Consider the following 23525-nt stretch of genomic DNA (forward strand, 5'->3'; position numbering starts at 1 on the left):
TCCCAGCCTTTTTGATGGGATGACAAAAAAGCCAATCCGCCTACCTAAATGAAAGGAACGGACTGGCTTGTAGGGGCATTTTAAATATCGACACCAACAAAATGGGCCATTTGGGAAATATCATTGTATAACTTGACGCGATCCTCGTGTGTGTCAACGCTGAAATCAACTAACTTGATCTTAGGAGTTCGTTGATATTCGGCAAACCATTCTTGGTAGCGGTCATAGATATCACGGTAATATTGTTTTAGCTCGGGATTACCATCAAACTGCTCGAAATCACGACCGCGGGCTTTAATTTGTGCAAGTGTACGTTCGAATGGTGGATCCAAAAAGATTAATAGATCCTGCTTTGTTTGATCTTGGGAACTTAATAAATCAAGTAATTGAATATTCACATTTGCGTTTTCCAGATAGACATCGTATTCTTCTTTTTCAAGTAAATGATTATCAAAAAGTTGACGGGCAAAAATTGAAGCATCTTCATAGATGCTGCGATCTGAGATAACATGTTTCGCGGTATTTGACTCAATCGCATAGGCTGAGATCAGATCTTTGGTGCGTCGTTGTAGGAAATACATTTGCAGAAGTAAACCATATTTCTTTTGATCTTGATAATAGAGCGGCAGAATCGGGTTGTCGCCGACGGATTCGTGGACGACCGGTGAGCCCAGAATGCTGCCTAAATAATCGGAAACAGTTGTTTTACCAGCACCAATTGGTGCTGCTAGTAAGATAGCCATGAGATCCTCCAAAGATACGATGTTTAAAAATGCTGAACGATTACAAAAATAGTCTGTGAATCGTACGGAAAAACAGTGATAACTAAATAATTTTAACATATACGAAGTTGAAAAGACGAAAGAAAAAATGGGTTGATTGGGGAAGTACATTTATGGCATGGTTTATCACCATTTTAATTATTATTCTTGGCGTGATTACGTCTAATATTTTTGCAGCAAGGGTCCAAAAGATTCCAAAGGCATTTATCACAATTGGCGTTGGTTTCTTGTTGTCCTTGATTCCATTTGTTCGTGAGCATACGGAGTTGGAATCAGAATTTTTTATGATGTTTATTATTGCACCAATTCTATATTACGACGCACAGCGGATGAATCCGTTTCGGGTTGGTAAGAATCTGCGGTCAATCATTTATTTGGCTGGTTCATTGGTGATCTTAACGGCGTGCTTGACAACGGTGATTGGGATGCAAGTCTCAATTGAACACTCGGTTCCATTGGCCTTGTTAATTGCTTCAATAATTACACCAACGGACGCGGTTGCTGCAGCATCAATTACAGAGAACTTTGATGTTCCAACGGGGACACGAAACATTCTGGAATATGAGTCACTGTTTAATGATGCAACTGGTTTGGTTTTGATGAGTATTGCACTGACGGGTGTCCAAGCACATCATTTATCCGTTGTAACCGGAGTTATTGATTTACTTCGTGTAGCTGGTGGTGGAGTGATTGTTGGTGTTGTGGTAGGGTTCTTACTATATATATTAGTTGACTTTGTGACCGCCAAAACCAGCGATACGACTAGTTCGGCCATTCCAATCATGATTTTAACGCCATTTATTGCTTATGCAACAGCAGAGATGTTCGGCGTATCAGGAATTTTAGCGGTTGTTGTGGCGGCACTTTTCCAAGTTCGACGCTCAATGCGCTTACGGCTCTCACTCGTGCACGAAAGTTTGATTAGTCGAAGCTTGTGGGAAGTTATGTCGAGCATGTTAAATGATATTGTTTTCGTTTTGCTGGGCATGAATGTGTTATACGTAATTGAATTAATGGGTAATTTGTCGAATCGTTTGTTGACGTGGGCGGTTGCCTTTGCTGTGATTGCGTATCTTGCGATGCTACTAACTCGTGGGCTCTTTGCGTATCATCGACGGGAAGAAACCTGGGCTGAATTAATCGGCCCTAAGCGAAGCCGTGAGCGCCGCCAGAACGCAATTACATTCTCGTTGGCTGGAGTGCACGGTGCCGTAACTTTAGCGTTGGCATTCAGTATTCCCGCTACGGTTCCATACCGGGATGCAATGGTGGTTGCAGCGGCCTTAGTTATTCTACTGAGTTTGATCGTCCCCACATTAGTGCTACCTTTCCTCCTAAAGCAAAAGCAAGTTACCATGACTGAAAGTGACTTACAATTGGCGCGACAGGCAATGTTGTCGGTGATGAAGGAGCAGTTACAAGCAAAGGCATTACCTGAGGAAGTCTATTTGGGGATTGTGCAGTATCTTACTTCACAAGTTCGACCAAATCGTTTTTCATCTGACCAGGCAATTTTCAATCATTTGCTGCGGAAAACAGCACGAATTTCTAGAAAATATGTGCAGGGTTTGCCGGAAATTGATGATAATGTAAAGCACAACTATCACTTTTTAATTGAGCTCATGTTAGCGGAAGAATTATCCTTTGCGCCTTGGCGTTCGATGCGGGTAATGATCGAGCGGATGTTGTTAAACTACCGTTCAAAGCAAAGTCGTAATCAAGGTTTGACGTCCGATATGACAGTAGAACAACGAACCGAAAAACAAGCGGAGAATACGGCCCATTACCAAGAACAATGGCGGATGATTTCGAATAATAATTCAGAACATATGATTGCATGGCTTCGTGAGCAACAAACACAAGCAACTGATTTGCAAGTCCGTGAAGCGTGGCATCGAATCCTTAGCATTTACCTTTTCCGACATGCTTCAATGTTGCGAGCCTTAAATCATACTCATATCCAAAAAGCGGATGTGATGAAGGCCCTGAATATGGAAATGACCTACGTCCTTCGAAAGCTCTATAGTGGCGATATGGATGAGGCAATTGGTGATGAATTGATTCAAGAAATTGCAGAGGCGCAAGTTTGGCAGTCGCAGCAGAATGAATTAGATCCGAAACAGGCAAGTCGGAGAATTTTCTAGCTTGCATACTAAGAGATCGATTCAAGATATTTATGACGTGAATAACCTCATAAATATTTTGGCCGGTCTTTTTTTCTTGGGTATGGTAAAATCAGTCTGATAGACTTGATATATATTTCGTAGTGTAAAACACTGAAAGTGACCTGGGAATTGTTATGGGAGTTTTAATTGAAAATTTCGAGACTCATATTAAGAACTTAACAGATAGCGAACGAGCAGTCTTTTTTGCTTTGGACAATCAGCCAGAAGTGACGACAAACTTGAATTTAACTCAACTGGCAGAACAGTTGAATTCATCTAATTCGACATTAATTCGACTTGCTCAAAAGTTAGGATTTAGTGGTTTTAGTGAATTCAAAGGAGAGGTAAAACGCTTAATCAATTTGACGAGCTATGATAGTCAGACTGACCTATTAGGCCAATATCAATGTTTCTTTAATGATGTAATGCCAAACATCAAGTCAGATAAATTGGACTACTTTGTTAGTGAGATTCACCATGCTAAGAATATCTTCATCATTGGCGTTGGATTAACGAAGCCACTGGCGGAATATATGTCAAAACATTTGTATCAATTAGACCGGGCATCAATTTATGTGTATGAAAATCACATGTTGGACTTGTTGCCAAATCTGCTGTCCTCGAAAGATGTAGTTATATTTCTTTCTGAATCAGGGGAAACGGAAAGCATTATTAACGCTGCCAGAAAGTCATCTGAAACAGGCGCGACAATCTTATCGATCACCAACTCTCAACGAAACAGACTTAATCAGCTTGCCAAGGTCGGTATTACGGCAAAGATGACTGCAAATAGTTATCATAACTATGATATTACAAGTCGTGTTTTCTTAATGGCGATTTCGGATATGGTTCTTGAGTTGTATATGACCAAATACTTAAGACGTGTGGGAGCAAGTGTGCAATAAGTCCTTTGTCTAGGATTTTGGAATTTTTGAGTTGAAAGAGCAGAATAAGATATATACTAATCAGGTTTTTAGATTAAGATGATTAAGTTAGTGGGAATCGGACATGCTTGTTGAAAAGCTAAACTGATTGAAAGGTTTAAAATTATTAGGTGAGATGGTCATGAAATTTGTTGTAGCAATTGACTCATTCAAGGGTTCTGCAAGCTCGGCCGAGCTAAACCTTGCAGTGAAAAAAGGGATTCAAGAAGTGATGCCAGAAGCGAATGTAGACATGGTTGCGATTGCCGATGGCGGTGAGGGAACAATTTCGGCCTTACAAGCTAGCTTAGGTGGACAGTTGGTGTCAGTAACGACACTTGATCTACTTGGCCGAACTATCGAGGCAACGTATTTACTAGCTGGTGAGATAGCAATTATCGAGGTCGCTAATGTTGTGGGTATCGATAAGGTAGCGCCAAGTCCTTCGACAATCAGTACAGCATCGACGATTGGTTTAGCAAAATTGATGTTGGATGCAAAGACCCGCGGCGTCAGTGAGATCATCTTAAGCCTTGGGGGAAGTGGAACGAGCGATGGCGGGTTAGGTTTATTGGTCGGATTAGGGGCGGAAGTTACGAATGATCCGCAGGAGCTCAGCACGAATCGGTTGATGGGCTTTAAAAATATTGATTTGAGTAAGATGGCTAGTTTTTCAGGAATTAAAATCTCGGCCTTGGCAGATGTAACGAATGTTTATGCTGGCGCATCAGGTTTTGCAGAATTCTTTGGACGACAAAAGGGTGGCGATGATGCACTTTTAGCGAAGCAGAATCACCTTTCTCAAGAAGTAGTGCGTATTATTCGCGATAAATATAAAATTGATTTGCAGGCTATCGAGGGTACCGGAGCTGCTGGTGGAATAGGTGGAGCTGTTGCAATTTTAGGTGGTCAAATTGAGCCGGGATTCCAGAAAATTGCGCAATTGATTAAGCTCGATGAACGGCTTAATGGAAGTGAATTGATTATTACAGGCGAGGGACGGATGGATTTTCAAACGGCAAATGGTAAAGTCCCTTATGGAATGGCAAAACGTGCAGAGAGCAAGCGATTACCAATTATCGCATTTTGTGGTGCACTAGGTGACGATCTTGGTATGATGAATGAAGTTCTCTTGGCAATTTATTCCATCCAACGAGAAGTTGTGCCACTTGATCAGGCGATGGATAAGCAATATACATTGGCAAACATGCAGAGCCTGGCGGCCAATGTTTTCAAAACACGGTTTAAAAATTAAAGATTGGTTTGGATTGGTGTCGATGTTGGCAATTTATTTGCTAGTTAATTGGCATCAATTTTTAGATTACCCAACAAAAGGAACTGCTAAAAAGTAAGCGAAATATTGTAACATATGCTCAAATTGGTGGTATAGTAATTAACAGAGGAAGTCCGATTTCAGCATGGACGACCTTTAGAGGAGGCATCGATAGTCAAAATTAAGCGGATCGATTCAGTGACAATTAGTTATGGGGGTGCATAGAATGTACAAAAAGGAATCTGATGCAGAGTTACGTGAGAAATTGACACCTGAGCAATATGCTGTGACCCAGCATAATGCGACGGAGCCGGCATTTAATAATCAATATGACGATCTTTATGATCAAGGGATTTACGTGGATGTTGTCAGCGGACAGCCACTATTTAGTTCACAGGACAAATATGATGCAGGTTGTGGTTGGCCATCTTTCACTAAACCATTAGATGAAACTGATATTCAAAATAAGCAGGATCTTTCGGTTGGAATGGTGCGAACAGAGGTTCGATCGACAGATGCAGATTCGCATCTGGGACATGTATTTAATGATGGTCCACAAGTGACAGGTGGTTTACGATACTGCATTAACTCAGCGGCACTAAAGTTCGTTCCAAAAGACGAGCTTGAGAAAGCGGGATATGGAAAATATCGAGCACTGTTTGATTAACCAAGGCAGACCGCTTTAATAAACTAAGATAATAATATGCTCCTAATGTTAGGAATGGTTGATTACAGTTAGTAATTGATCGAATAACATTAGGAGCTTTTTTCTTATTTTTAGTTAATAAAAATATGCTGATCATGAATTTGAATAAACTATGAATATGGCCTGTATAATTCATAAACCATTAGAAAAAGGGTCATAGAATGGTTTTAAGCAAATGTAAGAATTAGATATAGCAAAAAGGAAGGGCAATTTTGGGGAGGGGTGATTGATGGAATATGTGCCAATTAAAAGTGGTGGTTGAAAATTGCGCGGTCTAACATGATTAAATTTTATCCCAAGTAAAGCTTAATCAGGTCGACACGTAGTTAGGAACTTAAATGATTGACGTTCAAAACGTTAACATGGGAAAGGAGTTAGTTTTGCCAAAGCGAATCTTAGCAGCAGGTTTCATGCTGATTTTAGGATTGTTCATGGCGGGACCACTTCATGCAGATAGTTTGGCTGATGTAAGTTATGAGAGTACGGGTAAGGTCAGTTTCATTAATGAATCAGCTGGCAATCAAGAAGAACCAAAAATGGATCCCGTTTATAATCCAAAGGATGAAAAAAATCCTTTTTATAACCACGCTAATGTTGAGAATTCGCAACCGCGTTTGCCAAGTACGGGGGCAAATTCATTACTAGCGGATCTCACCCTACCAATTACTTTGGCGGGGGTTAGCATTATCCTTTTAAAACTAAGAAAATATTAGCAGTTAGCACTTAACGACTAGGAAGATGGGGAGATACTAATGAAAAAGACAATTTTAATAAGTGGATTTGTTTTATCGACATTTTTGTTAGCACAGGGAGCTGCTGTTTCGGCAGCTGTCACACCAGTTGATTATTCGTCAAACGCTACAGTTACATTTACCGAAAATACGGATCCAACTGATCCAGTTGATCCGACGGATCCAGACAATCCATTTGAGCCGGAGAATCCAGCGCAACCTGGAACGGATGGACCACTGTCAATTGATTATGCGTCATCATTAGATTTTGGAACGCAAAAAATCACTTCAGTTGACAAGACATATTATGCAGCGCTAACCAAGGGTAAGGATAGCGAAGGAGCAGATAAGAGCGTGCCAAATTACGTTCAAGTGACTGATAATACTGGTTCCAATAAGGGATGGGAACTCAAGGTTACGCAGGTCGGCGACTTTATGAATGGGTCAGATGCCTTGGTTGGTGCTCAAATCTCATTTGGTAGTGGAAACGCTTTGACAGCGACAAACTCCAATGCGGGTACGCCAACTGCAACTGGATCGTTTGACTTAGTCAAGGATCAAGAACAAGTTGTGACAACTGCCGCTGCTGATCAGGGTCAAGGAACTTGGGTTACTCGTTATGGAAATAACGAAACTGATGGCGCAAGCGCAATTTCATTGTCAGTTCCAGGGGCCTCGACTAAGAACCTCGGAGCTTATACAACGACTTTGAAGTGGAACTTAGCACAGACACCGGAAATTCCTAATTAAACTATCACACACGGCAGACAGGAAGCGCTTATTGATTTGTCAGTAAGTATGGGCGAATTAAAAGGATGAGTCAGCAATGCTGTCTGATCCTTTTTTTATGTGATGTTATGGAAAGGGGCTATCAGGTGAGAAATAAACTAATATGGATATTGTCGGCGATGATTGCCGGAATTATGACAATACCGACGGTGGGTACGGCGGCGGAAACGTCGGGAATTGGAACCGCGACGATTAAGGTAAGCACAGCGGACGATGCGCTGACTTTAACTGAGATACCTAGTTTTAAATTTGGAACGGTTAAAAATAATGTTTATCAACTAAAGGCAGTTGCTGATCAGACGTATACAGTCGTCGATTTACGCGGGGATGATACTGGCTATGAGATTCAAACGATGGTCAGTGACTTTAAACAGTCCGGTAATGAAGGTAATGTTTTGCCAATAAATGATTTCCTAATCTCGGTTGAGGATTCAGCGAATGGCCAGCTGACAGGGAGTTTCGAGGTCAATGTTTTCAAGCAAGCTGCTAAAGTAGCAACCGGTAGTAAGGATGCAAACGGACAGATTCGAAGTGGCAAGATTGATGCGACCATGAATTTAGCAAGTCATAATAATATTACGACTGGTACTGAATACAAGGCGACTATTACGCATAGTTTGGTTGCTGGGATTGGAAATTAATTAGTGGGGGGCTGAGATGACATTGTATAAACAGATGATATTGGGATTATGCATAATGTTTTTGTCACTATGTGGTGCTAACTATGTTAGTGCGAATGACTTGTCTACCACACCTGGAGATGCTTCAACGCCGGGATATGTGGTCGACGAAGATGGAAAGATCACTGGCACAGTGGGTGCAAAATATTATAACGTTAATACATGGAAAGATATGTTTGATACTTACAAAGGAGTATCAAGCTCTGGGACGCAACAAGTCGTATTCAACCTGATCGGCGATGTTGCCGGTGAATCAAGTTTTGGTACAGGTGTGGCGGTTGTTGAAGGTGTTGGCGTAACAATTCGCGGAAATGATTACACCTTGTATGCTGGGAATAACGCGACTGCATCAAGTGGGATTGGACGAGACAATACGGCTGGATTTTATAGTTCTTCAGCGAGTACGACTAATCAAACGGTTTTAAAGCTTGAGAATGCAAAGGTTGTCAATGCGAATGCAAATGGAATCTTTCCGATTACGAGTACGGCAACCGTTCAAACAAATTATCACAACGTCGCATATCGGAATGGTCCTACCAATGCAGGGGCATCACCTTTGCGTAATGACCGTGGTACGATTCAATTGTCTGGAACGAATACGTTCTCGATTATCGAAGGATCAGATGACGCAGGAAGTGATAATCAGGGAGAGTGGATTCAGGGTGCCTATAACGTTGAGGTTGTTAGTGGGACAACAACCTTGACGCAGTCTTGGGGAAATGATCAACCGATTTACGCCTATGGTAATACTGGTAATACAATCAAGGTGCATGATAATGCAAAACTGGTTTGGAATTTGGACCGAACTTATACGATGTATTATGATGATGGGAATAGTGGACCCCTAGTTTGGGATATTGGAAACAACGCGGCATTTATTATTAATGGTACCGAGAAAACAGCATCCAGAAATTCGAATTGGTTTATGTCTACTGCATTTTCTGCCTGGACGCTGAACGTTGGTGATAATAGTGAATTCAAAGTCAAAACCGGTGGTGGAAGCATCAATACCGATACATTTGCTAATGGTGTAGTTTGGAATTTTGGGAAAGATTCTAAAATTGAATTCGATAATTTGAATACAAGTCGTGCACTAGTCTCTGGTGTACCAAGGACAGGTTCAGCTATGAACGTGAATGACGCGGAAAGTGTTACGTTAAAATCGGCTGGAAGCACAGTTTTTTCAAGTACAACTAATTTACCAATAAAGATTAACGGAGCTGGACTCCGACTACACGCCTCGACGGACTATAGCGGGTCAAATCAGACGAACGATCTTTGGAAACGGGTTACCACCGGGTCGACTGATGGAACTTTCAGTTCTGCAGCAATGACGCCCACTGAATATAATAGTAGTGACCTAAATTACCTAAAAACGGCTAAATTTATTCAATGGTTCAAGCCAACAGGGATGGGGATAAACGCTTCAGATATCAATCGAACATTTGATGTCAAATTGAATGAACTGCCGTTGAACGGTGATTGGAGTGATTTAATCAAGGGTAACGCTGAAATGAATTTGAACTTTGCAGATGATCGTGGTGTAAGCCCTAATTTTGAGATTCAAGTTAGCCAATTATCTAATGAGACAGTTGGAGCAACAGACTATTATTGGAAGAATAAAGGCGATGATCAGGAGGTATTGCTAACTGACAATCCCCTTAAAATTGCGACAATTAATGATGATAGTAACTTACCAAGCAATGTAACTATGACAATGGCAGGGGGAAACTATCAATTCAATTATCCGGAGAATGCTGGGCTGCTATTGAAGGCCAAAAACTCCCTGAAAGTTCAGGAAAGTGAGAATGCTAAGATTCAATATGCGATAGTAAATGGGCCAGGTAGTGACTAATCAAGGCTATTTTTTGGGGGAGGATATATGTTAAAGAAAATAGGAATTGGATTAGCGGTGATTTTAAGTGTTTTAACATTTTATTCGAGGACGCATGCGGCTGAAATTACCAGGCGGGACGCGACTAAGGCGGAACAAAAGAGCACTGAAAGTACAACCAAATTTAGCGTTGAGCCGGTTATGGATCAACAACAAATAAAATCGGATGTTACATATTGGTGGATGCGGGCAAATCCTGGCAAGCAGCAAACCATTCATGTAAAGATTGTTAATGGTGAGGAATCAGCTAAGTTTGATATGGCTGTAAATCAGGCTGTTACAAATGAGAATTTAACAGTTGACTATGGCAAGCGTGGGGAAGGCGCATATAAGTTGTTGACTAGTGCGACACCGATTAATTTTGAGAAGGTTACATCAATTGGCGATCATAAAGGTTCAAAGTATAAGATCACGTTGGCACCACACGAGGTCGCAATTGTGCCACTGACGATTAATGTCCCTAAGCAAGCGTTTACTGGTCTTGCAGTTGGCGGTTTAAGTGTTACGCGTGAAGCGGCTGAGTCAATCGACTCGGCTGTCACGAATGTCTTTAATTATACGTATGCCATTGTATTGCAGGGTTCAGATAAAGTAGGTCAAGCGAACTTGAATTTCACCAATTTAGAAGTAAAACGGCGTACGCACAATAATAAATTCATTATTAACCTAACTAATAGGACTAATGCAATCATTAAGGGCGTCAGTGCAATTGGAACGGTTAAGAATGAAGCAAATCAGACGGTTGCAAAAATTAATCTGAAGGATGGTACGATTGTTCCACAAGCAAAGTTCGCGCTACAACTTGTTGATCATGGCGAAAAATTGCCAGCGGGAAAGTATAGAATTGATCTATTAGTTAAAGATGATTCAAAGCAGATGTGGCAAGTTAAGGAAACGATTACCATTACCAATGACAAAGATGATTTCAGTCAAAAAATTCATTTAAAGAATACGCTGGTAGAGAATTATTGGCTGTGGGGTCTTGGCGGAATGAGTCTGTTAATCATTTTGGTAGGTATCTATTTATATCTGAGTAAGAAGCATGGGCATCATTAGTCGCTAATGCCAATTCTTATAATATATAGGTCTTTGCAAAGAATATTTACTAATTCATAGTTATATCTTCCTTAAAATCGTATAATAACTATTATCGAGGATTTGAATTTTGGGGTTAAATTAAGGGAAGTTATTAGGTTAGGGAAAGTATGAATAAGCAGCGATTGGCGGGCTCACGGTACATCACCGGATTTGATGGAATGCGAACCTTGGCCGTATTAGGAGTGATTATCTATCATCTATCACCAACCACATTGCCGGGTGGTTATTTAGGGGTAGTGATCTTCTTTGTTTTAACAGGATACTTAATTACAGATTTGTTAAAACAAGAGCAAGAGCAGTACACGAAAATCAATCTAAGGCAATTTTATCAACGACGAATTAGACGATTATTTCCGTTATTGATTTTTGTTTTAACGACAAGCACACTCTATATTGTAGCGTTCCAGCAAAATCTGTTGACGCATTTGCGAGGGGCAGTACTTTCAAGCGCCTTCTATGTGAATAATATCTGGCAGATTTTGCAAGGGAGCAGTTATTTTGATCGTTTTGGGAATGAGTCTCCATTCAAGCACATCTGGGCCTTATCAATTGAGGGGCAATTTTACTTATTGTGGCCATTGATTTTTGTCGGGTTAACATATTTGGTCAAAAAAGCGCGAATAGTTTTTAGAATCCTAATCGGACTGAGTATCATTAGTGCTTTAGCAATGGCAGTTCTTTATCATCCTGGTACAGATCCTAGTCGAGTATATTATGGAACAGATACAAGAGCCTTCAGTCTCCTTCTAGGAGCTGCCTTGGCATTTATATGGCCAAGTACCAAGTTGAAAGTGGGAATCCCAGCGGGAAATCGTAAAATGCTGGACCGAGTTGGGATGGTCAGCTTGGGATTGATTATATTAAGTTATTTGGTTGCAAATGATGCACAACCACTTGTATATCAAGGCGGGATGTATTTGTTTACTATTATCGTTACCAGTTTGACGATGTTAGTCGTGCATCCAGCAAGTAGAATGAATCGCCTTTTAACGGGCTCATTCTTCAAATATATTGGTAGTCGCAGTTACGGAATTTACTTATGGCAATTTCCGATTATGATTTTCTATGAAGCGAAGATTGATGTTGGAAATCATCCTTTTTTTCATGCTCTACTCGAACTAGCAATTATTCTACTTGCAAGTGAATTGTCATATCGGCTGATTGAGCGGCCAAGTGCGCGACTTTCATTAGGCGAATGGTGGCAGAATACGAGGTCGGCTTACCGGCATCCTGCGCGAACAGGTATCAATCTAAAGGTTTACGGTTGGTCAGGATTAATTGTCAGTATGCTGATAATAATTGCACTGCCAGCTACAGGAAATCAAAAACCAAGTGCTAGTAAATTGCAGTCAAAGATTAAAGCTAATAGTCAGTTAATTAAAAAGCATGCCGACGTGCAAAGTAGTACCTCTAGCCAAGATAGTGCGGCGATTCAGCAGACTGCTCAGAAGTTTGGTTTAACCACGCGACAGGTTTCCGCGGCACAAAATAAGGATGTGACAGCAATTGGCGATTCAGTTGTTCTGGCATCTGCTCAACAATTACAAACGGTTTTCCCGAAAATGAATATTAATGCTGAGGTTGGTCGGCAAATATATGGTTCGTATGATGTTTTGACCGATTTGGTGCAAACGAAAAAGCTCGATGATACGGTATTGGTTTCATTAGGTACTAACGGAGCGTGGACTAGTGAACAATTTGATCGATTTATGACATTGGTCGGTTCAAAGCGCCAGGTCTATTGGGTTAACGTCCATGCACCAGCCCAACGCTGGCAAAATCAAGTAAATCAAGCCTTGATAGATGCTAGCAAGCAATATAAGAATTTGCATGTGATTAATTGGAACCAGGCGAGCGTGCAACACGCAGAATGGTTTTATGCTGATCAAGTTCATCCAAATGGGGCCGGCGAGATTGTGTATACAAAAGTAGTTACTAATGCGATTGTCCCTAAATAAACGGACTATCTAAAATGATTTCCAAGTAACAATTGATTTATGAATTGTTACTTGGATTTTTTTGCGGAAAAAACATAGATCGGGCAGACATTTGTCATATAGATGATGATATAATGATAAGGAAATGCCGGGTAAATTAAGAGCTTCCTTGAGCTATTCTATGGAATAGTTGGGTGTATTTGTAAGCAAGTTAGGCGTTTTGGGGTTTGACTAACTGTTGTAGAGCTTATGGGGGTTACTTGCAAGCGACCGGAGAAGGTCAAATTAAATGTAAATAAAGGGGAGTATGGGATGTTGAAAAAATTATTGAAATTATTTATGGCTTTAGGAATGGTGTTAACTTTTGGGCTAACTGGTCTGCAGAGTGCATCGGCAAATCAATTGACATTTTCTGTTGAACCAACTTTGCCTGATAATCAAGTCAACGATAAGGATGGTTTCTTTAATCTCTTAATGCAGCCGGGGCAGGTACAGGATTTGCATCTAAAGTATTCCAACAATAGTGGTAAGACAATTACAATTACAACTAAGGTTGCAAGTGCTACAACGAACATTAACGGTGTTGTAGAATACGGTGCGAACAAAATTAAAGCAGATAAAACCTTGAAGTATAACATGGCGGATTTGGTTGAGTTTCCAAAGGAAGTCGAAGTGAAGTCGGGTGAAAGTAAAGATGTCGTCGTACGGGTTAAGATGCCAGATGCCGACTATCCTGGAATCATCGCTGGTGGTCTAACATTCTCTGATCAAGCTGCAGATGCTGCGAATCAGAAGAATACTTCAAAGTCGACCGCAGTCAAGAATATTTATGGATTTCAACTGGGCTTGTTGATGCGACAATCAAATGAATTAAATAATGTTTTCCCAACAAAGATGGTCGAAAGCGAGGGGCTGAAATTACATAAAGTTCAAGCCGCACAGGTTAATTATCGAAATGTAATTAATGCAAACTTGCAGAACCCACTCCCTGTTTACGTCAATCAGATGGCAATATCGGCTAAAGTTTACTCGGCATCGAATAACAAGTTACTGTATGAATCGAAAAACAATTCCATGCAAATGGCACCAAATAGTAACTTTGATTATCCAATTTCGTTAGGCGATGGGAAAAAATTAGCCGCTGGTAAATATCGTTTAAAGATGACGGTATATGCTTATAAGGATGGCGAGGCAAATTACAAGACAAAAGAATTTGATAAGAAAGAAACAACTTATCAATATCGTTGGAAGTTTGATAAACAGTTCACCGTGACTGATAAGACAGCTGGTGATTTGAACAAAAAGGATGTTACGATTCAACATATTGACTGGGTTGCGATTTTAGTTGGAATCGCCTTGCTACTATTGCTATTAGCTGGAGGGTTGTGGTTGGTACTTTGGAAGCGTCGCAAGAATAATGCTGAGGTCACAATTGAGGAAGCCGTGACTAATCAAGCTGGCGAGGATATTGTAATTCAACGGACGACAACAATGCGCGAATATAAGCAAATGTTGAAGCAACATAAGTCAGTACGTTTAATTGAAAAAGAGTAACTTATGAAAAAGAGAGATCGCTTATTAGCGGGATTAGTTTTGGTTTTAATCACGATCGCGGCAATTCTGTTTGCTTTGCCCTTTATAAGAAACTATGAAGCATTTCGGTTGAATCAAACTACAACGGTACAGTATACAAAGACCCTACCGAAAAAAATTGCTCCAGCAGAAACAATTGAGCCAGCTTCAATTTGGCAACTCCAAGCCCAGCAGAATCAAAATCAGGCAGCGTTAGGGCGAGTTGCAATTCCGGCATTGGGAATGGTTGATAATATCTATGTAGGTTTGACAACAAATAATTTGGCTTTGGGAGCAGTTACGCTCTTTCCAAGACGGGTTCCAGAGCAACATAATTTTGTTTTGTTAGGCCATAACATGGGATACCATGCTTTACATTTTGGAGCGCTGAAGAATGCGAAAGTTGGGCAATTGATATATTTGGATTATTTAGGCAAGCATTATCAGTACCGGATCAATAAAATTGAACAAATTAATGAGACTGAGATTGATAAGGTGCAAGATAGTTCAGAATCAAAATTATCTTTGGTAACTTGTTCGGCGGCAACTAGGACACCTAAGCGTATTTTAGTTGAAGCTAATTTGGAAAATTCTGGTCAGGCGTCAAAACAATTTGATGAGCAATTTAAGGTAACTAGCGCCAAAAATCAAGCAAATATCCGTAAAGAGCTTTGGCAACGGGCAACGTTACCATTGCTTGGTATCCTACTGGGATGGTTAATTTTGGTTGTTATTATCTGGCGATCATTAAAGCGTTAAAAAAAGGACAGCATTTGCTGTTCCTTTTTTTTAACAAAAATTACCGCCAGGTACCTATAGAACAAAATAGTCGGTACTGTGCAGGGGCGCTTATAAATTGTAAGATATTTTTTGTTGATTTCAAGTGAGGAAACGTACTTTAGGTAAGTGTTTTTTCATTGGAAATAATTAAAAGATGAGGCGGGAATTTATATGACTGATCGACAGATATCAGCGAAGTTTACTTTATTTGCATTAGCAATCAGCGCATTTGCAATTGGCTCAACAGAGTTTATCAGTGTAGGGCTAATGCCAATGCTAATTAAAAGTTTTGGGATTTCAACGGCACAGGCAGGCCTAACAGTAACCATTTATGCGGCGGGAATCATGATTGGGGCGCCTTTGCTGACGATCTTTACCGGTAAAATTAATCGGCATCGATTGATGCTAGTTATTATGATTATGTTTATTGTTGGGAACGTTATAACTGCGTTGGCACCAACATTCCTAATTCTTTTGCTTGGACGAGTATTAGCGGCCTTTGCCCATGGCATCTTTATGACGGTTGCTTCAGTGATTGCGGCTGCGGTTGTAACGCCTGAAAAAAGGGCGTCAGCGATCGCAGTTATGTTTACAGGACTAACTGTTGCAACGGTGACAGGAGTTCCGCTGGGTACCTTTATCGGGCAGATCGCTGGTTGGCAGTGGTCATTCTTTTTCATTAGTCTAATTGGTGTGATTGGATTGCTTGCAGATTATTACTTGATTCCACGGAAATTACCAACACCGGGAAAGACAAGTGCAAGGGGAATTGGTCGTGTATTAAGGAATCCGCAACTGTTATTAATTTTGCTAATTTCAGCGTTTGGTTATGGCGGAACTTTTGTGGTTTACACATACTTAGCGCCAATCTTGGAGCAAACGATGGGATGGTCTGCAGGGGCTGTTGTGATTATATTGATTGGTTATGGCCTAATGGTTGCAATCGGCAATACACTTGGGGGACGTTTTGCGGATGTCAAACCCTTACAAGCCCTCCTAAAGATGTTTATCATCTTAGCTTTCGTGGTTTTACTACTAATGTTCACGGCTACGCATCATTGGTTAGGTTTGATGAATGTGCTTTTGATGGGATTATTTGCTTTTATGAATGTTCCCGGCCTACAAACCTCATTGGTTCAATTAGCAAGTGAATTTACACCGCAGGATATTACAATGGCATCGGCTCTAAACATTGCCGCTTTCAATGTCGGTATTACGATGGGTTCGGGACTGGGTGGACAGGTTATTCAACATTGGTCGCTGACTATGACTCCGCTGTTTAGCGCCTTGATGATTGCGATTGGCGGAATTTTGACGATAGTTTTATTAAGGATTGAGAGAAGACGGCATCAGGGATAAAGCTTAATGGAATCCAGGCAACTGGATTTTTTTATTAGCACAGTCATTTCAAAAATTAAAGACTTATGTAAGTTAACAATTAGTGTTATGCTGGCGAATAAATAAGGTTTAGGGGGCCACCTAATGGTAATTACTGGTCAGAAACTAGCTTTTACAGCAATCGAAACTGGCAATTGTTATGTCGATTGTGATTTTGCTTACTCAAATGAACGGATCTATATTGCTGATGTTACGTTCGATCATTGTACCTTTGCACAGCAAAACTTTGCCGATAGTGAATGGTTAGACGTGACTTTTAAAAATATTGATTTTTCGAATGACACATTTGAGAGTAGTGTAATCTATCGAACGACTTTCGATAATTGCCGAATGATGGGAAGCGAGTTAATTGCTAGTAGGCTAAAAGCAGTTAAGTTTAGCAATTCGCAATTGATGTATAGTAACTTCAATAGCGCCAAGATTGAACATGGTGAATTCAAAGAGTGTAATTTGACTGAAAGTAGTTTTCAATCAGTTACGTTTAAAGATATTAATTGCTTCCAAAATAGTAACTTAAATGGGAGCGATTTTGTTGATAGTTATTTACGAGGAGTTGATCTTTCTACGAGTGATTTCGACGAATTATTGCTTGATCCAAACATGGTGCAAGGGCTGGTTTTAAATTCTTACCAAGTTCAGCAAATTGTCGGTTTGCTGGGGATTATTCTAAAATAGTAGCTAGCATCTGATGCTACCTTAAAAGCGAAAAAACGTGTATGATAAGCTATACAAAGGTAAGCGTATCTTAGACGAGTGGGGTTGAGCGAAATGGATCAAATAAAAAAAACATATTTAGGTGAACTGTATCCAGAAGTGGATGAGACGAAAATCGATGAAGTTGTAACTGGGATTGAAAGCTTATTTGAAATAATAGGTGAGGATCCTAATCGAGAGGGACTTCAAGATACGCCGTACCGTTTTGTAAAGGCTTTTGCTGAATATAGCCAAGGATATCGAGAAGACCCACGAAAGCATCTTGAAACGCAATTTGCGGCTGAGTCGCATGACATCGTTGTTGTTAAGGATATTCCTTTTGAGTCGCTGTGTGAGCATCATCTGGCACGGTTTCACGGAGTTGCTCATGTTGCGTACATTCCAAATGATAAAATAACGGGGTTGTCAAAATTCCCACGGATGATTAATGGGTACGCACGACGGTTGCAGGTTCAAGAAAGATTGACAGCCCAAGTAGCAGATGCCATTTTTGAAGTTCTTAATCCTGAAGCATGTGCGGTGGTGATTGAGGCAACTCATTCATGCATGACGGCTCGTGGGGCAATGGCCCACGGATCATCAACTAAGACTTTTGCGGTTCGTGGGGCCGATCGCAATTTACTGACCTACCTAAATTAAGTTGAGGACATCGCGATGAGAGTTGTAATGGTCATGGTGGCTAGTTTAGACGGGATTGTGGCACGTCGAGCTAACGAGAGTGTTGGTAGTTGGTCTTCAGCTGCAGATAAACTTCATTTACAACAGACACTTGCCAAATGTGATGGCATCATTGTCGGTCATGGTACCTTTGACGAGAAGTTTGTTGATGTGCCACATTATGTGTTATCGAGAAACAGGTCTTCAACGTCCCATGATGAGGCGGAGCAGGTGTTTTATACTGCAATGCCGGCGAATCAGCTTGTTACCGCCTTAGCAGAGCGAGGTCATCAACAGATTCTTTTGTTAGGCGGCCCCACGATTAATCAATTATTTCTAGAAGCTGGTGTCGTGGACGAACTTTGGCTGACGGTTGAACCAGTCATTTTTGGAGCAGGCAAACATTTGGTAACTGCGGAAATTGAACAGTCGTTAAGGTTGGTATCGTGTGAACAACTTAATGATCAGGGAACTTTATTATTGAAATATGACTTAATAAAATAGCTTCAAGTATAAAATTACTTATACTTGAAGCTATTTTTTATTAATTAACCAATTCGCGCTGGATGCGATAAACGAGTGTGTTACTGCAACCAAGTTCTTTAGTGATGGAGTAGATGGTTTGACCATCGTTTAGTTTATCGACAATGTCGTAATATAGTTTTTGGCGTTTTTTGTTGGTGACGTCTGGACCATATAGGATTTTGCGGCCAGTATAAAGTCCTTTTTGTTTTGCAATTTCAATGCCTTGTTTTTGACGCTCTAGAATTCGTTTGCGTTCCTCAGCTGCCAAATATTTTTTTAGCTCGATGATAATTGAATGCAAAAAACGCTGGGTATGTTGATTTTCAATCTCGTCAAATTCTGGCACATCCAATGCATGCCACTGAATTCCACGTGTGTCGAGAAGCACGATAATCTTTGTCAGGAATTCTGGATCACGCGAGAGGCGATCTAGGCTCATTACAATAAAAGTGTCTCCATGCTTTAATTTCTTTAATAATTTGTTGAGTTGCGGTCGATTATTTTCAGCCCCTGACTCGGCCTCCGAATAAATTTTGTCGACCCCATAATCATTGAGTGCTTTTAACTGTCGGTCTAAGTTTTGGTCTTTAGTACTGACCCGCGCATATCCATATATCATAATAACCCCCAAAAAATAAATTAATATTATCCATTATAAATTGAACATTTGGATGATGAACTACTTTTTATTTTCGAAAAAGGTCTTAATTTAAAGCATTTGCCTATTGCATGGGCAGGCATTAATAGGAAACAATCGTAAATCTTTTCTTAATTTGAATTTTAGCAGACATAATTGACCAGTCTGTTATATTTATGAGATTAAAGCTGAACTAGTTTGTTAAATTTAAAATAAAATCTGGCTGACGTGGGCAAATAATCAAATAAAGTTGAGATAATTGCCTAATTAATTACATTCGTTTTGCCCAAAATAATCATTAAAAATTCTTAGGGTCGTTGTATGCTGATTTTAAAGTAGCTGACTCGATGAGAAATGGAGGAAAGTATGTTGGGATGGATAATAATTGGGCTAGTGGTTTTGCTAGGGCTTACGTTAACTTTTTCGTTAACAAAGATTGCGGCACGGTCTGAAGTAATGTACCGACAGATCGAGGAACATCAGTTGAAAAATCAAGATATAAGAAATTAACGGTCATATATGGAATTAGGTATCCCGAGGTTGCAGTGCATCAGCATTTGTTAAGTTGCCAGGTTTTTTTGTCTTAATTAGCATATAATATGCAGAGATAATTTTTTCTGGGGGAATTTGGGGATGTCGGCAGTTTTTCTATTTATTTTACTGTATTTTATACAAAAGCAATTTAGCTATGAGCGACCAAAACGCTATCAATATGTGTTATTACCAATCTATACAGGGGTTTTGTTCATATTAAGCCTTGGTCATGGCAGGGTAGCCCCAGCGTGGGTGATTGGTATCATTGGGATTGGGATCGTAGTTGGTATGATTCAAGGGAATTTTGCAAAACTATCACCTTATATCGGTGAAGCTGGTGAGGCACGGGTCAAAATCAAAGGTGGCTGGCCATATTTGATCGGTTGGATCCTACTTTTATTGGGGCAACTAGCCATTAATCTTTATATAGCACATACGCAATTTGATTTGAATGAGTTGATTAATGAATCTAAGAGTTTAATGCTGGAAGAGTTGTTTCCATTTAGGAAAATTAATGGAATTAACTGGTGGCCTTTTTGGGCTCTATCGACCAGTGCTAGCGTAACTTATACGATGATTTTATATTTACGTTCACCAGAGTTTCGATTGACGATTCGTCGCGGGGCGCATCGAGCTGATCGAAACAGTCGACGGAAGTGATAATAAAAGGAGGGGTGCATACTGGTGCGCCCCTCCTTTTACTCTTTAATATGTTCAAGACCACAATTGAGGATCGTTAGGATGTGTCGATCCGTCAACGTATAGTGGATTTGTTGTCCAAATCGTTCGCTAAGAACAAAGTTATGATCTTTTAAAATTCTGAGCTGATGTGAGACGCTCGATTGGCTCATAGCGATGATTGTAGAAATCTCGTTGACACTAAGTGAAGTTGAACCAAGGGCAAGGATAATCTTCACGCGGGTTGGGTCGCTAAGAATTTTGAAAAAACTAGCCAACGGAATAGCTTCTGGGGCAACGATTGCTTCATTTTCTAGTTCAAATACTTTTTGTTCATGTTCTGTAATATCCACAAGCGTTTCTCCTTAGTTCAAGTGTTAACTTCTATCATACCGTAAATTGCCTTTCGATAAAAGAATCTTGAAAAACGCTTTAAAAGTGGTAATATAATAGATATATGAATGAGTGTTCATATAATCAAATGTATTTAAAAGTAGCTTTATGGAAAGGCAGGCAGGGTTATGCGAAGGACTGTTAAATTATACCTAGCGGGCTTAGGATTATTCTTAATCGGATTCAGTATCAGCTTAATAAAAGGCGACAGTCTGTATATCAACATGCTGTTCCTGTTGGCGACAATTTTGGCCGGCTACCATATCATTTTAGAGGGAATTGCTGACACTTATTTTGACACGAAAAAACGGCGAACTTTTACACCAAATATTCACCTGTTGATGTCATTAGGAGCAATTGGCGCAATCATAATTGGACGATTTGAAGAGGCGGCACTGCTCGTCTTAATCTTTGCTGGTGCTCACTTCTTAGAAGATTACACAGAGGGAAAAAGTAAGCGAGAAATTAAAGCGTTGCTGGCCTTAAATCCGGTTGAAGCACGTAAAGTTCTACCTGATGGTCGCATTCTAGAATTGCCAGTTGAAGATGTTGCCATTGGCGATCAGTTACAGGTGCAAAATGGCGCTCAAGTACCAATTGATGGGACTGTTGCGAGTGGTACGGCGATTATTGATGAGTCAGCGATTAGCGGTGAGAGCATTCCGCGGGAAAAGCAACCTGGTGATGAAGTTTTTGCGGGGACGATCAACGGAAATTCGACCTTTATAATGACCGCGACCCAGCTGAGTAAAGATACTGTCTTTTCAAAAATCTTACAGCTGGTTAACAGTTCACAAAACGATTTAACCAAAACAGCCTCAAAAATCAAACAATTAGAGCCTAAATATGTAACGTTGGTTCTAATCAGCTTTCCTTTGGTTGTTTTAGCAGGGCCGATGTTACTGGGGTGGTCATGGACGACAACCTTTTATCGAAGTATCATATTTCTGATCTCGGCTTCACCTTGTGCGTTGGCGGCAAGTGCAGTGCCAGCAACTTTGTCGGCATTATCGAACTTGGCAAAGCAAAATGTACTCTTTAAAGGGGGCAGTTTCCTTGCTAACCTGAGCGGTCTGAAGGCGATTGCTTTTGATAAAACAGGGACCCTTACAAAGGGGCAGCCAGAAGTGACAGATTTTTATATACAAGCGGACCTTGATAAGGACGAACTTGGTCAGATTATTTTAACAATGGAGAATCAAGCTAATCATCCTTTGGCGAGCGCGATTGTACGATATCTCGATGATCGTCAGTTAGTTGAATTAGAAATTAAAAGCGAGTTAGGCAAGGGGATTTCGAGTGACTTCCGGGGCCATCACTATCAAATTGGAAAACCAAGCCTGTTTGAGAATGTGGAACCTTCGATTATTGCGCAACGGACGAGTTTATCTGCTAGTGGCAAGATTGTAATTTATGTTGCACGTGATAAGCAGGTGATTGGCTATCTTGGTCTAATGGATGTTCCAAATCAAGCCGCTGTGGAGACCGTGTCCTATCTGGCTGAACAGAATATTCGGACAATCATGGTAACGGGAGACGCTAAATTAACAGGTGAGGCAGTTGCTAAGTTAGTTGGGGTAGAAGAGGTAATTGCGGATGTTCTACCTGAGGAAAAGCAAGCGATTGTGCAAAATCTTCAAGCAAAGTATGGCTTGGTTGGAATGGTTGGTGACGGAGTTAACGATGCTCCCGCTTTGGTTAAAGCAGATATTGGGATTGCGATGGGCGATGGAACCGACGTGGCAATTGATGTTGCTGATGTTGTACTAATGAAAAACGATTTGAAAAAACTGACTTACGCACATCGAGTTTCGAAGCGTTTGAACCGGATTGTGTGGCAGAATGTTATTTTTTCAATGCTAATCGTGTTGACGCTAGTTGTATTGAACTTTATGGGCATCAGCAGTATCACATTTGGAGTTTTTGCCCATGAGGGTAGTACGATTCTTGTAATCTTAAATGGTCTGCGGTTATTGAAGACTAGCTCAAATTAAGCTAAAACGGATTCAGCTCCTATGGGGCTGAATTTTTTTGATTTTAATGATTACGCATTGTTTTGTCTGGGAATGTTATAATATAAGTATATTCATAACTGGAGGGGATTATTATGTTATCAGATCGTTTTTTGCAAAAGATGCGGAATGGAATCGGGATTGATGGATTGCTATCGGTGGTCTTTGGAGCATTAATCTTGTTTTGGCCTGGTCGCACAGCCTCACTTGCAGCCATTTTTATCGGAATTGCGTTTATTTTGATTGGCTTGGGCTATTTGGGTTCAGTTTTCAGAGATGATGGCGAAAGTGGTTGGGCGCGGATTGGCCATTTATTATTGGGGGCATTGTACCTAATTGCTGGAATCTTTACTTTTATTGATTTGGCTGCCGCAACGACATATTTCTTCGCCTTAATTGGGATTTTTGTTGGAATGACGTGGGTTGTTGAAGGATTTGTTAGCTTCGGAATGTTACGTTTCACTCCATCGCGTGGCTGGACAATTTTTTCAGCAATTTTGAGTTTAGTGGCAGGTTTCATGTTACTATTGACGCCAATTTGGGGTGCAATGGTACTTTGGACGTTGCTGGGAAGCGTGTTACTTGTACTTGGAATCTTTAAACTAATTCGTTATTTTACTTGGCGTTAAAAATTAATATAAACGATC

The 23525-nt window shown here is 40.5% G+C and carries 23 protein-coding genes; 20 read left to right on the plus strand and 3 right to left on the minus strand.

The window, feature by feature from the left end:
• Positions 1–80 precede the first annotated feature (80 nt).
• On the minus strand, positions 81–743 hold the full coding sequence (locus tag ESZ50_RS00965; RefSeq protein WP_187387497.1) for a deoxynucleoside kinase: 663 nt from the start codon (positions 741–743) through the stop codon (positions 81–83).
• Between the two features lie 152 nt (positions 744–895).
• Between ESZ50_RS00965 and ESZ50_RS00970 the strand changes: the two genes are divergently transcribed.
• From ESZ50_RS00970 to ESZ50_RS01045, 16 genes are all read left to right on the plus strand, one after another.
• Complete coding sequence (locus tag ESZ50_RS00970) at positions 896–2926, plus strand: cation:proton antiporter (RefSeq protein ID WP_148621729.1); 2031 nt, start codon at positions 896–898, stop codon at positions 2924–2926.
• Positions 2927–3081: 155 nt separating this feature from the next.
• A complete protein-coding gene (locus ESZ50_RS00975) occupies positions 3082–3852 on the plus strand; it encodes a MurR/RpiR family transcriptional regulator (RefSeq protein ID WP_148621730.1) in 771 nt (256 codons plus the stop codon).
• 160 nt (positions 3853–4012) lie between these two features.
• Complete coding sequence (locus ESZ50_RS00980; RefSeq protein WP_148621731.1) at positions 4013–5125, plus strand: glycerate kinase family protein; 1113 nt, start codon at positions 4013–4015, stop codon at positions 5123–5125.
• Positions 5126–5369: 244 nt separating this feature from the next.
• Entirely contained in the window at positions 5370–5810 is a 441-nt protein-coding gene (msrB, locus tag ESZ50_RS00985) for a peptide-methionine (R)-S-oxide reductase MsrB (RefSeq protein ID WP_148621732.1), read from the plus strand.
• Positions 5811–6187: 377 nt separating this feature from the next.
• A complete protein-coding gene (locus ESZ50_RS00990; RefSeq protein WP_187387499.1) occupies positions 6188–6562 on the plus strand; it encodes a hypothetical protein in 375 nt (124 codons plus the stop codon).
• Between the two features lie 39 nt (positions 6563–6601).
• A complete protein-coding gene (locus tag ESZ50_RS00995) occupies positions 6602–7330 on the plus strand; it encodes a WxL domain-containing protein (protein WP_148621734.1) in 729 nt (242 codons plus the stop codon).
• A 125-nt stretch (positions 7331–7455) separates the two neighbouring features.
• A complete protein-coding gene (locus ESZ50_RS01000) occupies positions 7456–8010 on the plus strand; it encodes a hypothetical protein (protein WP_148621735.1) in 555 nt (184 codons plus the stop codon).
• A 16-nt stretch (positions 8011–8026) separates the two neighbouring features.
• The gene (locus ESZ50_RS01005) at positions 8027–9904 is read left to right on the plus strand and encodes an autotransporter outer membrane beta-barrel domain-containing protein (RefSeq protein ID WP_148621736.1); all 1878 of its coding nucleotides are present in this window, start codon (positions 8027–8029) and stop codon (positions 9902–9904) included.
• A gap of 27 nt (positions 9905–9931) precedes the next feature.
• The gene (locus ESZ50_RS01010) at positions 9932–10999 is read left to right on the plus strand and encodes a DUF916 domain-containing protein (RefSeq protein WP_148621737.1); all 1068 of its coding nucleotides are present in this window, start codon (positions 9932–9934) and stop codon (positions 10997–10999) included.
• Positions 11000–11148: 149 nt separating this feature from the next.
• Positions 11149–12999 (plus strand): acyltransferase family protein, encoded by a 1851-nt coding sequence (locus tag ESZ50_RS01015; RefSeq protein WP_148621738.1) that lies wholly within the window; start codon positions 11149–11151, stop codon positions 12997–12999.
• A 291-nt stretch (positions 13000–13290) separates the two neighbouring features.
• Positions 13291–14532 carry a WxLIP family cell surface protein gene (locus ESZ50_RS01020; protein ID WP_222860777.1) on the plus strand — a complete coding sequence of 414 codons (1242 nt, stop codon included), beginning with the start codon at positions 13291–13293 and terminating at the stop codon, positions 14530–14532.
• A 3-nt stretch (positions 14533–14535) separates the two neighbouring features.
• On the plus strand, positions 14536–15309 hold the full coding sequence (locus ESZ50_RS01025) for a class A sortase (RefSeq protein ID WP_148621739.1): 774 nt from the start codon (positions 14536–14538) through the stop codon (positions 15307–15309).
• Positions 15310–15501: 192 nt separating this feature from the next.
• Positions 15502–16689, plus strand: a complete 1188-nt coding sequence (locus ESZ50_RS01030) for an MFS transporter (protein WP_148621740.1) — start codon at positions 15502–15504, stop codon at positions 16687–16689.
• A gap of 123 nt (positions 16690–16812) precedes the next feature.
• Positions 16813–17403, plus strand: a complete 591-nt coding sequence (locus ESZ50_RS01035; protein WP_148621741.1) for a pentapeptide repeat-containing protein — start codon at positions 16813–16815, stop codon at positions 17401–17403.
• A 93-nt stretch (positions 17404–17496) separates the two neighbouring features.
• Positions 17497–18081 (plus strand): GTP cyclohydrolase I FolE, encoded by a 585-nt coding sequence (folE, locus tag ESZ50_RS01040; protein ID WP_148621742.1) that lies wholly within the window; start codon positions 17497–17499, stop codon positions 18079–18081.
• A gap of 15 nt (positions 18082–18096) precedes the next feature.
• Entirely contained in the window at positions 18097–18603 is a 507-nt protein-coding gene (locus ESZ50_RS01045; RefSeq protein ID WP_148621744.1) for a dihydrofolate reductase family protein, read from the plus strand.
• 40 nt (positions 18604–18643) lie between these two features.
• On the opposite strand, the gene ESZ50_RS01050 is transcribed toward ESZ50_RS01045, so the two are convergent.
• Complete coding sequence (locus ESZ50_RS01050; RefSeq protein ID WP_148621745.1) at positions 18644–19243, minus strand: recombinase family protein; 600 nt, start codon at positions 19241–19243, stop codon at positions 18644–18646.
• Between the two features lie 384 nt (positions 19244–19627).
• On the opposite strand from ESZ50_RS01050, the gene ESZ50_RS11550 reads away from it, so the two are divergent.
• Positions 19628–19771, plus strand: a complete 144-nt coding sequence (locus ESZ50_RS11550; protein ID WP_187387500.1) for a hypothetical protein — start codon at positions 19628–19630, stop codon at positions 19769–19771.
• 123 nt (positions 19772–19894) lie between these two features.
• A complete protein-coding gene (locus tag ESZ50_RS01055; protein WP_148621746.1) occupies positions 19895–20455 on the plus strand; it encodes a hypothetical protein in 561 nt (186 codons plus the stop codon).
• A gap of 38 nt (positions 20456–20493) precedes the next feature.
• Here the strand turns inward: ESZ50_RS01055 and ESZ50_RS01060 are convergent, their stop codons facing one another.
• A complete protein-coding gene (locus tag ESZ50_RS01060; protein WP_148621747.1) occupies positions 20494–20826 on the minus strand; it encodes an ArsR/SmtB family transcription factor in 333 nt (110 codons plus the stop codon).
• A gap of 168 nt (positions 20827–20994) precedes the next feature.
• Between ESZ50_RS01060 and ESZ50_RS01065 the strand changes: the two genes are divergently transcribed.
• On the plus strand, positions 20995–22860 hold the full coding sequence (locus tag ESZ50_RS01065; RefSeq protein ID WP_148621748.1) for a heavy metal translocating P-type ATPase: 1866 nt from the start codon (positions 20995–20997) through the stop codon (positions 22858–22860).
• Between the two features lie 113 nt (positions 22861–22973).
• On the plus strand, positions 22974–23507 hold the full coding sequence (locus ESZ50_RS01070) for an HdeD family acid-resistance protein (protein WP_148621749.1): 534 nt from the start codon (positions 22974–22976) through the stop codon (positions 23505–23507).
• Positions 23508–23525 lie beyond the last annotated feature (18 nt).

The sequence above is a fragment of the Weissella muntiaci genome, assembly GCF_008107635.1.
GTDB lineage: Bacteria > Bacillota > Bacilli > Lactobacillales > Lactobacillaceae > Weissella > Weissella muntiaci.

Bases quoted from the DNA above. Each gene is read 5' to 3' on its own strand.
- ESZ50_RS01015 (WP_148621738.1), top strand. From the start codon at position 11,149: ATGAATAAGCAGCGATTGGCGGGCTCACGGTACATCACCGGATTTGAT.
- msrB (WP_148621732.1), top strand. From the start codon at position 5,370: ATGTACAAAAAGGAATCTGATGCAGAGTTACGTGAGAAATTGACACCT.
- ESZ50_RS01065 (WP_148621748.1), top strand. From the start codon at position 20,995: ATGCGAAGGACTGTTAAATTATACCTAGCGGGCTTAGGATTATTCTTA.
- ESZ50_RS01025 (WP_148621739.1), top strand. From the start codon at position 14,536: ATGAAAAAGAGAGATCGCTTATTAGCGGGATTAGTTTTGGTTTTAATC.
- ESZ50_RS01020 (WP_222860777.1), top strand. From the start codon at position 13,291: ATGTTGAAAAAATTATTGAAATTATTTATGGCTTTAGGAATGGTGTTA.
- ESZ50_RS01030 (WP_148621740.1), top strand. From the start codon at position 15,502: ATGACTGATCGACAGATATCAGCGAAGTTTACTTTATTTGCATTAGCA.
- ESZ50_RS01005 (WP_148621736.1), top strand. From the start codon at position 8,027: ATGACATTGTATAAACAGATGATATTGGGATTATGCATAATGTTTTTG.
- ESZ50_RS01035 (WP_148621741.1), top strand. From the start codon at position 16,813: ATGGTAATTACTGGTCAGAAACTAGCTTTTACAGCAATCGAAACTGGC.
- folE (WP_148621742.1), top strand. From the start codon at position 17,497: ATGGATCAAATAAAAAAAACATATTTAGGTGAACTGTATCCAGAAGTG.
- ESZ50_RS00975 (WP_148621730.1), top strand. From the start codon at position 3,082: ATGGGAGTTTTAATTGAAAATTTCGAGACTCATATTAAGAACTTAACA.
- ESZ50_RS00965 (WP_187387497.1), bottom strand. From the start codon at position 743: ATGGCTATCTTACTAGCAGCACCAATTGGTGCTGGTAAAACAACTGTT.
- ESZ50_RS01050 (WP_148621745.1), bottom strand. From the start codon at position 19,243: ATGATATATGGATATGCGCGGGTCAGTACTAAAGACCAAAACTTAGAC.
- ESZ50_RS01070 (WP_148621749.1), top strand. From the start codon at position 22,974: ATGTTATCAGATCGTTTTTTGCAAAAGATGCGGAATGGAATCGGGATT.
- ESZ50_RS00970 (WP_148621729.1), top strand. From the start codon at position 896: ATGGCATGGTTTATCACCATTTTAATTATTATTCTTGGCGTGATTACG.
- ESZ50_RS01010 (WP_148621737.1), top strand. From the start codon at position 9,932: ATGTTAAAGAAAATAGGAATTGGATTAGCGGTGATTTTAAGTGTTTTA.
- ESZ50_RS00980 (WP_148621731.1), top strand. From the start codon at position 4,013: ATGAAATTTGTTGTAGCAATTGACTCATTCAAGGGTTCTGCAAGCTCG.
- ESZ50_RS00995 (WP_148621734.1), top strand. From the start codon at position 6,602: ATGAAAAAGACAATTTTAATAAGTGGATTTGTTTTATCGACATTTTTG.
- ESZ50_RS01055 (WP_148621746.1), top strand. From the start codon at position 19,895: ATGTCGGCAGTTTTTCTATTTATTTTACTGTATTTTATACAAAAGCAA.
- ESZ50_RS00990 (WP_187387499.1), top strand. From the start codon at position 6,188: ATGATTGACGTTCAAAACGTTAACATGGGAAAGGAGTTAGTTTTGCCA.
- ESZ50_RS01045 (WP_148621744.1), top strand. From the start codon at position 18,097: ATGAGAGTTGTAATGGTCATGGTGGCTAGTTTAGACGGGATTGTGGCA.
- ESZ50_RS11550 (WP_187387500.1), top strand. From the start codon at position 19,628: ATGTTGGGATGGATAATAATTGGGCTAGTGGTTTTGCTAGGGCTTACG.